We start from the raw sequence: 11,742 nt of genomic DNA, 5'->3' as shown, positions 1-11,742 counted from the left end.
CCAATGAGGGCGGACAGAAACCTGCGGGGCCGTGGTGGTCCCGAGGGCACCCGGCCGCGGGGATCGCGGCTTCAGCATAACATTCCGGAGGAAAGTTCATGGCTGATAAAACCGACCTGTCGTTCACAGGTCTCACAGACGAGCAAGCCCAGGAGCTGCATTCCGTCTACATGAGCGGCCTTTGGCTGTTCACGGCGATTGCAGTGGTTGCGCATATCGCGACCTTCATCTGGTTCCCGTGGTTCTGAGGAAAGGACAAGACAATGGCTAAATTCTACAAGATCTGGCTGATCTTCGACCCGCGTCGCGTCTTCGTGGCACAGGGTGCGTTCCTGTTCCTTCTGGCCGCGATGATCCATCTCGTGCTGCTCAGCACCGACGGCTTCAACTGGTTTGAAATCGCGGCCGAGAAGTACGGGCGCTGAGCCGCGCTCGCCCCACTGACGCTGTGGGCGGGGACATCCCCGCCCGCGGCGACCAAGACAAGTATTGATCCGGTCGACCGCGGGGCTGCATCCCGGACAGGTCGCCATACTCGGAGGCTGCGAAAATGGCTGTGCTCAGTTTCGAACGAAAGTACCGGGTCCGCGGAGGGACACTGATCGGCGGCGATCTGTTCGACTTCTGGGTCGGACCTTTCTATGTCGGGTTCTTCGGTGTCACGACGGTGTTCTTCGCCGTCCTGGGGACCATCCTGATTTTCTGGGGGGCCGCAAACCAGGGCACCTTCAACCCATGGCTGATCAACATCGCGCCGCCCGACCTGTCCTACGGGCTGGGGATGGCGCCGCTGATGGAAGGGGGGCTGTGGCAGATCATCACCATCTGCGCGCTCGGCGCCTTCCTCAGCTGGATGCTGCGCGAGGTCGAGATCTGCCGCAAGCTGGGCATCGGTTATCACGTGCCCTTCGCCTTTGGCGTCGCGATCTTCGCCTATGCCACGCTGGTCGTCTTCCGGCCGCTGCTGATGGGGGCCTGGGGGCATGGTTTTCCCTATGGCATCTTCAGCCATCTCGACTGGGTGAGCAACACCGGCTACGCCTACCTGCACTTTCACTACAACCCCGCGCATATGCTGGCCGTGACGTTCTTCTTCGCGACGACGCTGGCGCTGGCGCTGCATGGAGGTCTGGTGCTGTCGGCGGCGAACCCTGAAAAGGGTGAAGAGGCCAAGTCGCCCGATCACGAGGACACGTTCTTTCGGGATTTCATCGGCTACTCGGTTGGGACGCTGGGGATCCATCGCGTCGGTCTGCTGCTGGCGCTGAATGCCGGGTTCTGGTCGGCGGTCTGCATCATCATCAGCGGCCCGGTCTGGACCAAGGGCTGGCCCGAATGGTGGAACTGGTGGCTCGAGGCGCCGATCTGGCCCTCTCAGGTAGGGATGTAGGAAAATGGCCGAATATCAGAACATATTCACACAAGTGCAGGTGCAGGGGCCGCCCGAGATTGGCCTGGACGGCACCGGCGGGCGCCTGCTGGGCGAGCGTGCGGGCACGCCGGGGTTCTCGAAACTGGTCGGCTGGCTGGGCAACGCGCAGATCGGTCCGATCAACCTCGGGATGCTGGGGGTGGTCAGCCTGCTCACCGGCACGCTGTGGTTCGTGATCGTAGGCTTCAACATGCTGTCGCAAGTCGGCTGGTCGATCCCCGAATTCCTGCGGCAGCTCTTCTGGCTGGCGCTGGAGCCGCCGGGCCCCGAGTACGGCCTGTCGATGCCGCCGCTCAATCAGGGCGGTTGGTACATCATCAGCTCGTTCTTCCTGCTGGTCTCGGTTCTGCTGTGGTGGGCGCGCAGCTATCAGCTGGCGGCAAGCCACAAGATGGGCAAGCACGTCTTCTGGGCGTTCGGGTCGGCGATCTGGCTGTTCCTGGTGCTGGGCCTCTTTCGGCCGGTCCTGATGGGATCGTGGTCGGAGGCCGTTCCTTACGGCATCTTCCCGCATCTCGACTGGACCACGGCGTTCTCGATCCGCTACGGCAACCTCTACTACAACCCGTTCCACTGCCTTTCGATCGTGTTCCTCTACGGCTCTGTGCTGCTTTTCGCGATGCACGGCGCCACGATCCTTGCCGTGACCCGCTTCGGCGGCGACCGCGAGCTCGAGCAGATCTACGATCGCGGCACCGCCAGCGAGCGCGCGGCGCTGTTCTGGCGCTGGACCATGGGCTTCAACGCCACGATGGAGGGTATTCACCGGTGGGCCTGGTGGTTCGCGGTGCTGACCCCGATCACCGGCGGGATCGGCATCCTGCTGACCGGCACGGTGGTGGATAACTGGTTCATCTGGGCTCAAGAGCACAATTTCGCGCCGATGTATGACGGATCATACGGCTACGAGAACTACGGCTCTTACGAGGCCTTCATCGGACAGGAGGACTGAGCCATGTTTCCCAAGTGGTTTGACAAATGGAACCGTGAGAACCCCAAGGAGATCTTCGGCCCGGCGATCGCGATCAGCGTGGTCGGCGGGGCGGTATTCGCGGCGGCGCTTCTGGTCAGCTTCGGCCAGCCCTACGCCACCGAAAGCCTGCAGACCGGTCCGCGCGGGACCGGCATGTCGGTGCCCGAGTTCAAGGTCGATCTCGCGCAGCCGGACCCCGATATCGAGGCGTTCCTCGCCTCGACCTCGGATCCGGTGCCGCCGCAGGGCGGCGAGCAGACCGCCGGCGAGGCGCGCGAGAACGTGCCGCCGGGCCTCGAGGATCTGACGGTCGCGAATTATGACCGGCTGCTGGCCGCGATGCGCGAATGGGTGGGCATCCCGAACCTCTTCGATGATCTCGACAGCTACCAGACCAGCGTGGGCTACCTGATGATCGGCATGACCCAGGCCATCAACGAGGAATGGGCCGGACACGTGAACGCCAACAAGGAGGTCGGTGTCACCTGTTACACCTGCCACCGCGGGCAGGCGGTGCCGTCGAATGTCTGGTACAGGATCAGCCCGGTCAACGAGAACGTCGAAGGCTGGTCGGCCAACCAGAACCGCGTCACGATGCAGTCGCAATACACGTCGCTGCCGTCGGACGCGCTGGAGAAATACCTGCTGGATGGCGAGGCGATCAATGTTCACGACCTCGAAAGCCGGGTAGCGGGCGTGCCGGGGCAGGATGACTACGCCTCGATCCAGGCGACCGAGCGGACCTATTCGCTGATGAACTATGTCAGCAATTCGCTCGGGGTGAACTGCCTGTTCTGTCACAACAGCCGGGCGTTCTACTCGGCCAGCGGGCAGATCACGCCGCAATGGGCGACCGCGACGCTCGGCATCCAGATGGTGCTGGATCTCAACAACACCTACCTGGCGCCGCTGGATGGCATCCTGCCCGAGCACCGGCTGGGCCCGGTCTACGCGGACGCGCCCAAGGCCGCCTGCAAGACCTGTCACAAGGGCTACCAGCAGCCGCTGCAGGGCACCAACGTCATCGCGGACTGGCCCGAACTGGCCAGCACCGATGGGCCGGATTACGGCAACTGACGAACCACCGAAGGCGGGGCACAGACCCCGCCTTCGGTCATATCGCGCCGTTCGCGCCCCGACAGACCGTGCGGGCGACGCCTGAACCACCCGGGAGGGGTGCGATGACCCAAGATACACCGAAAACACCCCTGCTCGACCGCGTCGCCGGACCGTCCGACCTGCGCCAGATGCCGGATCGCGACCTGGGCCGGCTGGCCGACGAGGTGCGCGCCGAAGTGATCGACGCCGTCTCGCAGACCGGCGGGCATCTTGGATCCAGCCTCGGCGTGGTCGAAATGACGGTGGCCATCCATGCCGTCTTCAACACGCCGATGGACAAGCTGATCTGGGATGTGGGCCACCAATGCTACCCGCACAAGATCCTGACCGGACGGCGCGACCGGATCCGCACCCTGCGCCAGAAGGACGGGCTGTCGGGCTTCACCAAGCGCGCCGAGAGCGCGCATGACCCGTTCGGGGCCGCGCACAGTTCCACCTCGATCAGCGCCGCGCTCGGCTTCAGCGTGGGGCGCGACATGGGCCAGGCGACGGGCGATGCGGTGGCGGTGATCGGCGACGGCGCGATCAGCGCCGGCATGGCCTACGAGGCGCTCAACAACGCGGGCGCCGAGGGGCGCCGCCTGTTCGTGATCCTCAACGACAACGAGATGAGCATCGCACCCCCCGTGGGCGCCATGTCATCCTATCTCAGCCGGATGTATGCCAGCGAGCCGCTGGCGCGCATGGCGTCGCTGGCCGAGGGTTTCGAGTCGGCGATCCCCGCCCCGATCCGCGACGGCGCCAAGCGCGCACGGCAGCTTGTGACCGGGCTGACGGGGTCCGGCACCCTCTTCGAGGAATTGGGATTCCAGTATGTCGGCCCGATCGACGGGCATGACATGGGCCAGCTTCTGGCGGTGCTGCGCGCCGCGCGGGCCCGCGCCACCGGTCCCGTCCTGATCCATTGCTGCACCGTCAAGGGCAAGGGCTATGCCCCCGCCGAGGATGCGGCCGACAAGGGCCACGGCGTGGCGAAATTCGACCCGGCCACAGGAACTCAGGCCAAGTCCAAACCGGCCGCGCCGTCCTATACGTCCGTCTTCGGCACCGCGCTGTGCGACGAGGCTGCGCGCGACGACCGTGTCGTCGCGGTCACGGCGGCCATGCCCGATGGAACCGGCCTGACGAAGATGGCAGAGCGATTCCCCTCCCGCGTCTTCGATGTGGGCATCGCCGAGCAGCATGGCGTGACCTTCGCAGCCGGGATGGCGGCGAGCGGGCTGCGGCCCTTCTGCGCGATCTATTCCACCTTCCTGCAACGCGCCTATGACCAGGTCGTGCATGACGTGGCGCTGCAGGGCCTGCCGGTGCGTTTCGCCATCGACCGCGCCGGGCTTGTCGGGGCCGACGGCGCCACCCATGCGGGGGCGTTCGATATCGGCTATCTCGGCAACCTGCCGGGATTCACGGTGATGGCCGCCGCCGACGAGGCCGAACTTGTGCACATGGTTGCCACGGCGGCCGCGCATGACGCGGGTCCTATCGCATTCCGCTACCCGCGCGGCGCGGGCACCGGGGTGGAGCTTCCCGCGCGGGGCACGCCGCTCGCGCTCGGCCGCGGCCGCGTGATCGAGGAGGGCAGCGATGTGGCGATCCTGAGCTTCGGGGCGCATCTGCAGGAATGCAGGTCCGCCGCCGCCATGCTTTCCGAGGATGGCATTTCCGTAACCGTGGCCGATGCCCGCTTCGCCCGGCCGCTGGATACCGACCTGCTGATGCAGCTTGTGGGTCATCACCGTGCCTTGATCACCGTCGAGCAGGGTGCGCAGGGGGGCTTCGGCTCGATCGTCATGCACGAGCTGGCGCGGCGCGGCGCGTTCGACCGCGGTCTCGTGATGCGCAATGTCTGCCTTCCGGACCGGTTCATCAACCAGGCCAGCCCGGCCGAGATGTATGCCGACGCCCAGATGACTGCCGGCGATATCGCCGCGACGATCCGAAGCGCGGTCACAACGGACCAAGCCAAGGTGGTGCCGCTGCGCCGGGTCTGAAAAAGGCCGGCCCCGTGTGTTCGGGGCCGGCCCTTGTCGTTTTCAACCTGGCTTTCGCCGCGGCGTCTCAGGCGCTGCCGCCCACGATCTCGTCGGCGCGGGCAAAGATGTCTTCCCAACGCTCCTTCTCGCGCGGCGCGCGCAAGTTCGCCTCTTTCAGGCTCTCGTAGTTCGCCGTGGCGTCGCCCACGAGGATCAGGCCGACCATGCCGAGCGCCTTGTGCGGCTGGCAGTAGTAGCCATAGGCGCCCTCGGACTCGACCACGACCTCGAAATCCTTGTTCATCCTGCTCTTCCAGCCCTCGGCGCCTTCGGGAAGCATGTCGTCGTAGCTGACCGCGTTGTGGCCGTTATCGACCGACACGAACCGGATCGTGTCACCTGGCTGCACCTCGACGATGTCGGGATAGAAGACCATGCTCTCACTCTCTTCGGGGTGCCGGTTGAGCATCTGAACCTCGTGGACCGTCCCGTTGGCGCGCGCGCCGGATGGCAGCATCGCGGTCGCGGCGGTGGCGCCCATGAGGCTCATGGTCATGCGTCGTGTCAGTTTCATCTGTGGTACCTTTTCCTTGGCCGGCTGCCAATCCATGACAACGCGGCGATGCATGATGTCCGACAGGTGAAATCTCATGAAATCATCTGTCAGCCTAGGTGCTAGCTAGCTTTCCCATCAGCAATTCAAGGCGATCGGGCTGGCTGGCGCGACGGGTGGCGCAGCGCCGTCAGGCGACAGCGTGCGCCAGCGCGCATTGCTTCCACAGGGTGTTGAGGGCTTCAACCAGATGCGCGATATCCGCGTCACTATGAAGCGGGCCGGGGGTGAAGCGCAGCCGCTCGGTGCCCTTGGGCACGGTGGGGTAGTTGATCGGCTGCACGTAGATCCCCCAGTCGCGCATCAGGATATCGGCCAGCACACGGCATTTCACCGGATCCTTGATCATCACCGGAATGATGTGGCTGTCATTGTGCAGATGCGGGATGCCGTGCATGTCGAGCTGGCGGCGCAGCTTGGCCACCTGCGCGCGCTGCGCCTGGCGTTCTGCGTCCGACTGCTTGAGATGCCGCACGCTCGCGGTCGCGGCGGCCGCCACGGCCGGTGGCAGGGCGGTGGTGAAGATGAAGCCGCTGGCAAACGACCGGATGAAATCGCACAGGCTTTCCGACCCGGTCACGTAGCCGCCCATGCAGCCATAGGCCTTGCCGAGCGTGCCCTCGATCAGCGTGATCCGGTGCGCGAGACCCAGCATTTCGGACACGCCGCCGCCGCGCGCGCCGTAAAGCCCCACGGCGTGCACCTCGTCGAGATAGGTCATCGCACCGTGCTTCTCGGCGACCTCGACGATCTCGCGCATCGGCGAGATGTCGCCATCCATCGAATACACGCTTTCGAAGGCGACGATCTTGGGCGCGTTGACCGGCAGCGCGGCCAGCTTGCGATCGAGATCCTCGGGGTCGTTGTGCTTCCAGATCACCTTTCTGGCGCGCGAATGGCGGATGCCCTCGATCATGCTGGCATGGTTCTTTTCGTCCGACAGGATCACCGCGTCGGGCAGGCGGCTGCCAAGGGTCGAAAGCGCGGCCCAGTTCGACACGTAGCCCGAGGTGAAGAGCAGCGCCGCGTCCTTGCCGTGCAGATCGGCGAGTTCGCGTTCCAGCATCAGGTGATGGCAATTGGTGCCCGAGATGTTGCGCGTGCCGCCGGCGCCGGTGCCGCACTGGTCGACCGCGTCCTTCATCGCCTCGCGGACAACCGATTGCTGCCCCATGCCGAGGTAGTCGTTGGAACACCACACCGTGACGTCGCCGGAACTGTCGGCGTCATGGCTTCTTGCCCTCGGGAAATCGCCGCAGCGACGCTCCAACTCGGCGAATATGCGGTAATTTCCCTCTTCGCGCAGCGCCTCCAGCTGAGCGTCGAACATGACGTCAAAATTCATGATGTCCCTCCGGTCGTGTCTTTTTTGGTGATTGCTTGGGCGCCGGAAGCATCCAGCGCCAGAGTTTCGCGTCGGGCAATGGCAGGACCATCAGCCAGTGTTCCAGAAGCGCCAGCGCGGTGATCCCGCACAGCAGCGCGAAGCCCACGAGCTCGACCGGCGACCCGGCGGAATAGAGCCGCTCGAGCCAGCAGGCGACCGCGAGGCTGAGCGCCGTGACCGAGACGGGAAAGAACCAGCCGACCGGGGCCATCCGGAAGTAGCTGCCCATATGCGCCAGCGCGCGCGGAACGAATTCGACGTTGATGCGCGGCACGCCGAAATAGAGGTTCAGCTTGGCCGTGATGCGCGCGAAGTAGAGCACCGTGAAGGTCCAGAGACCCACCTGGTTCGCCGCCTCGTGTCCCGCGAACCAGATCACCAGCAAGGCCCCGGTCAGCACCATTTCGTGATAGGCGACCGTGCCCCAGGCGCGGATGAACCGTTCCCATTCGGGCAGGTCGGGCGGGCAGGGGCGCAGGTTCGGGCCGGTGATCGCGCCGGTCAGGAAGCTCAGCTCGATCCAGCCCCAGATCGCAAGGGCCGCCAGGAACGCGCCATAGGCCGCGGCGATCCCGGTCATCTCGAGTGTTGCCTGATACCCCCAGAGGCCGAGCCCCAGAACGGGCAGGGCAAGCATCACGGCCCGGCGCCCCGCCCCATCCGCGCGCCGCTCGCAAAGCCGCACGATCAGAAGGATCGCCCCGGTGGCGAACCACCAGAGAAACAGGGCCATCAGGGCTGCGATCCAAGGGCTGTGCACGGCTACTCCTTCATCTTTCCGGAAATACTTCGGGGGGTGTGGGGGGCTGGCCCCCCACCCGTGTCGGTGCGGTATGCACCGAAACCCGGATCAATAGGCCGGCTCCAGCCGGGTCGAAGCGGGCACCTCGTGTTTCTTGGCCGGGATCGTGTAAAGCCCGACAAAGGCCGTCGCGGCGCGGGACTGTGCGCCCAACCGCCGCAGCAACGCCCCTGGGCCGGTCTCGGTCTTGGCTTGTGCCAGGTCGGCATTGGCCTTTTGCAGCTTGACCAGCCCCGCCTGCCAGCGCGGGTTGTCGATATCCAGCGTGATCGGGAAGATCTGCCTGGTCATCTCCGAGGTCTTGGTGAAGACCTCGCGCCCGTACCAGTCCGGGTCGACGCCAAGCGCCTTGTGAAAGGCGGGCCGCTGGTGATCGCGCACATACATCGTGGCATAGACGGCCGTCAGGAAGAACTTGATCCACAGCACGTTCTTGCCCGAGGTCAGCTTCGGGTCGGTCTTCATCAGCAGGGCGAAGGCCTCGCCGTGGCTGAACTCGTCGTTGCACCATTCGTGGAACCACTTGAAGATCGGGTGGAAGCGGTATTCGGGGTGCGCCTCGAGATGCCGGAAGATCGTGATGTAGCGCGCGTAACCGATCTTTTCCGACAGGTAGGTGGCGTAGTAGATGAATTTGGGCCGAAAGTAGGTGTATTTCTTCTTCTGCGTCAGGAACCCGAGATTCACCGCAACGCCGGCCTCGCGCAGCGCATCGTTGATGAAGCCGGCATGCCGGGCCTCGTCGCGCGCCATCAGCTGGAAGAGCTGCGTGATGTCCTTGTTGGTGCCGCGCCGCTTCATCTCCTTGTAGAGGACACAGCCCGAGAATTCCGCGGTGCAGCTCGAGATCAGGAAATCGATGAGTTCCTTTTTCAGCGCCGGGTCCATGTTCTCCCAGTCGACGTGGTCCCAGTCCTCGGTCTTCTTGAAATGGCCCTTGTTGGGGTCCGATTCCATCCGTGCGATCAGCTTGTCCCAGTCCTCGCGCACGGGGCTGACATCGATCGCGTCGAGCTCGTCGAAATCGGTGGTGTAGAAGCGCGGGGTCAGCAGGGTGTTCTGCATCGCCACATCGGTGGCGGCCTTGCTGTCGAACTTCGCCTGTTCCTCCTGGATGGCGAAGCTTTCCTCGGCCGTGGTGGCGTCGGCGGTGTGTTTGGTCTGGACATTCATAGCGTGGCCTCCTCGGAAAAGGAAAATTCGCAAAGCTCCATCACCTCGAGATCGCCGGTCAGGCGCGTCCAGAGGCGTTCCAGCCCGCTGGCGCGGATGATCGTCGCATCGCGGTCCTCGCTGACCACTTCGCCGAAGGCTGCCATGATCTCGGGGCCCTGCACCTTTACCTCGTCGCCCGGATAGACCGTGGCGCCGTTATTGAAGCGCACATGCGCGTGCAGGGATTCGAACTTGTGGCTTATTTCCACCGTGCACGGCGCGTGTTCGATTTCTCTTGTCAGCCATCCCATTGCTGGCCTCCTTTCCCTATTGTGCCAGAAGCCGTGCGAAGGCCCTGGCGTTATCGGCGCCGAATCCCATCAAATCGGCGCTCCAGCCTGTGCTGGGGTCTTGAATGGACACCCGTCCATTGTCCTTGCGGATCAGCGTCACGTGGCCGTCGAGGGCGACGCGATTCTTGGTGCGTTCGCGCAGGATCACGCGCCAGACGCCCGAGATGAAGCCGCCCTCGTCGGGCGTCAGGTCGGCGACCAGCGACCCGTCGAGATTGCGGACCGTGGCGGCGCCCGACATGTCGCCCGACAGCAGGAAATCTCGGCTGGTGACCACCTCGCCCTCCGGGGGCGTCGCGATCAGCGGCCGGTCCGTGACCCGCGCATATGTGACGATGGCCAGGACCGACAGGATGAGCACCAGCACCATGCGCATCATGATACGCGGAACCAGTTCCTTGTCATGGGGAGGTTTCATGGCGGGGCGTTTTGCGGGGTGTGTGTCGGTCTGGGTCATGGCAGGGCCTCCGGGTTATTCTGCGGCGATCGGGGCGGCGTCCGGCATCCGCGCCACCTGCGGCATCTGGACGCGCTCCTCGGCGGCCTCGGCCAGCAGGCGCGCCACGCTTTCGGCGTCGGGGATACAGCGCAGCGCCGGTTGCGTGCGGCGCATGACCCACGGGCGGACATGCGGCCAGCACACGAGATAGCTCAGCCGTGTTTCGCCCAGCAAGTCAAGCGCGACAGAGCCGGTGCCGTCGCGGCGCAGGTTCAGATCGGCGTTGCGGATCTGGGTGAAGGGCAGGTTCAGCGTCACCGTCAGCGCGGCCCCGATGCGCATGGCCACCCGGCGGTTGGTGATCGTGTAGACGGTGGCGCGGGCCTGCGCGACGCCCACGATCAGCAGGATCGCGCAGACCACGCCCCCGAGGATGATGAACGGGAACGAGGCGCGAAAGGCGCTGGCCAGCGTGACCTGGTCGGCCAGCGTGAGGAACCGCCATGCGAACAGCGCCACGAAATAGCCCGCGACCCAGTAAAGGCTCAGCGCGTCGCGGGTCAGTGCCCACCAGTGCGGCCGGCCCTGCCAGAGGACGTGTTCTCCCTCTGGCGGGCGCTCCGGCAATCCCTTCACGGGCTCTACGGCGAAATCGTCGTGATCGTGGCTCATGTCAGCCCCTCCCTTCCTGATGGGCCTGTCAGCCCAGTTGCGGCTCTTGACGGGCCTCGGACGCGTAAAGCGTGCCGCCCGCATAATAACCGCTAATCTTGTCTTCCTCGAGCATGGTGATCTGGTTCGGCGAGGCATGTTTCGGAACATTCGCGAAATGCTTGCCGAAGATCGAGCGGATCTTGACACAATCCTTCTTGATCCGCGCCATCGTCAGCGGCACCAGCCGCTTGCCGCCGCCATGCTCGGCGTCGAGTTCGAATTCGAGGTAACGCACCATCTGCTCGGGCTCGTCGAGCCACATGTCGGTGATGGTGCCCACCGTTTCGCCGTCGCCGGCCCGGACCGGCAGCCCGCGCGGATCGCGCCCGGCCGACACGCCGAAGCTGTCGGTCGCCGCCATCGGCACGATCTTGGGATGTCCCTTGCCGTCAAGCTCGGGCATGTCGCGGCGCGGTGCCCAAGAGGCCGGGCCGACCCCGTCAAGCATCGGATCGCCCGTCGGCTCGAACGGAAAGCCGCTGGCGACCGCGGTTTTCCGGAGCGCGATATTGCTGCGCTCGGGGGTTTGTCCAGATGGGACCGTCACATCGCCACGGCCATGCGGCAGCTTGAAGGTCTTGTCACTGGGCATCGGGTACAAGCCCTGGTTCGCGGACGGATTGCCGTCGTCATCCTCCGTCGGATAGCCCTCGCGCATGTTCTCGCGCTGGATGTAGATGATCAGCGCGGCGAAGAAGATGTAGAACAGCCACAGCGCCACGCTGGCGAGGTCGACTTGTCCAAAGAATGTCTCGATCATCTTGGTATCCTTTCCAAGGTAC

At 64.9% G+C, this 11,742-nt stretch carries 14 protein-coding genes; 6 read left to right on the top strand and 8 right to left on the bottom strand.

Annotated features, from left to right (window positions below; translation table 11 throughout):
* The first annotated feature begins 98 nt into the window (after window positions 1-98).
* The 6 genes from pufB to dxs all read left to right on the top strand — a co-directional run bounded on the left by pufB (window position 99) and on the right by dxs (window position 5,515).
* Window positions 99-248 (top strand): light-harvesting antenna LH1, beta subunit, encoded by a 150-nt coding sequence (pufB, locus tag V8324_RS01480; protein WP_336418134.1) that lies wholly within the window; start codon window positions 99-101, stop codon window positions 246-248.
* 15 nt (window positions 249-263) lie between these two features.
* A complete protein-coding gene (gene pufA, locus V8324_RS01475; RefSeq protein ID WP_167197222.1) occupies window positions 264-425 on the top strand; it encodes a light-harvesting antenna LH1, alpha subunit in 162 nt (53 codons plus the stop codon).
* Window positions 426-550: 125 nt separating this feature from the next.
* Window positions 551-1,390, top strand: a complete 840-nt coding sequence (gene pufL / locus V8324_RS01470) for a photosynthetic reaction center subunit L (RefSeq protein ID WP_336418133.1) — start codon at window positions 551-553, stop codon at window positions 1,388-1,390.
* 4 nt (window positions 1,391-1,394) lie between these two features.
* Window positions 1,395-2,384 (top strand): photosynthetic reaction center subunit M, encoded by a 990-nt coding sequence (gene pufM / locus V8324_RS01465; protein WP_336418132.1) that lies wholly within the window; start codon window positions 1,395-1,397, stop codon window positions 2,382-2,384.
* Between the two features lie 3 nt (window positions 2,385-2,387).
* A complete protein-coding gene (gene pufC, locus V8324_RS01460; protein ID WP_336418131.1) occupies window positions 2,388-3,482 on the top strand; it encodes a photosynthetic reaction center cytochrome PufC in 1,095 nt (364 codons plus the stop codon).
* 104 nt (window positions 3,483-3,586) lie between these two features.
* Window positions 3,587-5,515, top strand: a complete 1,929-nt coding sequence (gene dxs, locus V8324_RS01455) for a 1-deoxy-D-xylulose-5-phosphate synthase (RefSeq protein ID WP_336418130.1) — start codon at window positions 3,587-3,589, stop codon at window positions 5,513-5,515.
* A gap of 67 nt (window positions 5,516-5,582) precedes the next feature.
* On the opposite strand, the gene V8324_RS01450 is transcribed toward dxs, so the two are convergent.
* The 8 genes from V8324_RS01450 to puhA all read right to left on the bottom strand — a co-directional run bounded on the left by V8324_RS01450 (window position 5,583) and on the right by puhA (window position 11,720).
* A complete protein-coding gene (locus tag V8324_RS01450; RefSeq protein ID WP_336418129.1) occupies window positions 5,583-6,071 on the bottom strand; it encodes a pseudoazurin in 489 nt (162 codons plus the stop codon).
* Window positions 6,072-6,240: 169 nt separating this feature from the next.
* The gene (gene hemA / locus V8324_RS01445; protein ID WP_336418128.1) at window positions 6,241-7,455 is read right to left on the bottom strand and encodes a 5-aminolevulinate synthase; all 1,215 of its coding nucleotides are present in this window, start codon (window positions 7,453-7,455) and stop codon (window positions 6,241-6,243) included.
* Window positions 7,445-8,257, bottom strand: a complete 813-nt coding sequence (puhE, locus tag V8324_RS01440; protein WP_336418127.1) for a putative photosynthetic complex assembly protein PuhE — start codon at window positions 8,255-8,257, stop codon at window positions 7,445-7,447. Before puhE ends, hemA begins: the two co-directional genes overlap by 11 nt.
* Window positions 8,258-8,347: 90 nt before the next feature.
* Complete coding sequence (acsF, locus tag V8324_RS01435) at window positions 8,348-9,472, bottom strand: magnesium-protoporphyrin IX monomethyl ester (oxidative) cyclase (RefSeq protein WP_336418126.1); 1,125 nt, start codon at window positions 9,470-9,472, stop codon at window positions 8,348-8,350.
* A complete protein-coding gene (locus V8324_RS01430) occupies window positions 9,469-9,765 on the bottom strand; it encodes a hypothetical protein (protein ID WP_336418125.1) in 297 nt (98 codons plus the stop codon). The genes acsF and V8324_RS01430 overlap by 4 nt, the downstream gene beginning before the upstream one ends.
* Window positions 9,766-9,781: 16 nt before the next feature.
* Window positions 9,782-10,264 (bottom strand): photosynthetic complex assembly protein PuhC, encoded by a 483-nt coding sequence (gene puhC, locus V8324_RS01425; protein WP_336418124.1) that lies wholly within the window; start codon window positions 10,262-10,264, stop codon window positions 9,782-9,784.
* A gap of 15 nt (window positions 10,265-10,279) precedes the next feature.
* The gene (gene puhB, locus V8324_RS01420) at window positions 10,280-10,918 is read right to left on the bottom strand and encodes a photosynthetic complex putative assembly protein PuhB (RefSeq protein WP_336418123.1); all 639 of its coding nucleotides are present in this window, start codon (window positions 10,916-10,918) and stop codon (window positions 10,280-10,282) included.
* A gap of 28 nt (window positions 10,919-10,946) precedes the next feature.
* On the bottom strand, window positions 10,947-11,720 hold the full coding sequence (gene puhA, locus V8324_RS01415) for a photosynthetic reaction center subunit H (protein ID WP_336418122.1): 774 nt from the start codon (window positions 11,718-11,720) through the stop codon (window positions 10,947-10,949).
* Window positions 11,721-11,742: the final 22 nt, after the last annotated feature.

Origin of the sequence: Roseovarius sp. D22-M7 (assembly GCF_037083785.1) — a bacterium.
Lineage (GTDB): Bacteria > Pseudomonadota > Alphaproteobacteria > Rhodobacterales > Rhodobacteraceae > Roseovarius.
This window is presented reverse-complemented; position numbering and strand designations above follow the sequence as displayed.

What these genes read in the sequence shown, in the direction of transcription:
- pufM (WP_336418132.1), top strand. Translation starts at nt 1,395, where the DNA reads ATGGCCGAATATCAGAACATATTCACACAAGTGCAGGTGCAGGGGCCG.
- puhC (WP_336418124.1), bottom strand. Translation starts at nt 10,264, where the DNA reads ATGACCCAGACCGACACACACCCCGCAAAACGCCCCGCCATGAAACCT.
- pufC (WP_336418131.1), top strand. Translation starts at nt 2,388, where the DNA reads ATGTTTCCCAAGTGGTTTGACAAATGGAACCGTGAGAACCCCAAGGAG.
- puhA (WP_336418122.1), bottom strand. Translation starts at nt 11,720, where the DNA reads ATGATCGAGACATTCTTTGGACAAGTCGACCTCGCCAGCGTGGCGCTG.
- pufB (WP_336418134.1), top strand. Translation starts at nt 99, where the DNA reads ATGGCTGATAAAACCGACCTGTCGTTCACAGGTCTCACAGACGAGCAA.
- pufL (WP_336418133.1), top strand. Translation starts at nt 551, where the DNA reads ATGGCTGTGCTCAGTTTCGAACGAAAGTACCGGGTCCGCGGAGGGACA.
- V8324_RS01430 (WP_336418125.1), bottom strand. Translation starts at nt 9,765, where the DNA reads ATGGGATGGCTGACAAGAGAAATCGAACACGCGCCGTGCACGGTGGAA.
- puhB (WP_336418123.1), bottom strand. Translation starts at nt 10,918, where the DNA reads ATGAGCCACGATCACGACGATTTCGCCGTAGAGCCCGTGAAGGGATTG.
- hemA (WP_336418128.1), bottom strand. Translation starts at nt 7,455, where the DNA reads ATGAATTTTGACGTCATGTTCGACGCTCAGCTGGAGGCGCTGCGCGAA.
- V8324_RS01450 (WP_336418129.1), bottom strand. Translation starts at nt 6,071, where the DNA reads ATGAAACTGACACGACGCATGACCATGAGCCTCATGGGCGCCACCGCC.
- dxs (WP_336418130.1), top strand. Translation starts at nt 3,587, where the DNA reads ATGACCCAAGATACACCGAAAACACCCCTGCTCGACCGCGTCGCCGGA.
- pufA (WP_167197222.1), top strand. Translation starts at nt 264, where the DNA reads ATGGCTAAATTCTACAAGATCTGGCTGATCTTCGACCCGCGTCGCGTC.
- acsF (WP_336418126.1), bottom strand. Translation starts at nt 9,472, where the DNA reads ATGAATGTCCAGACCAAACACACCGCCGACGCCACCACGGCCGAGGAA.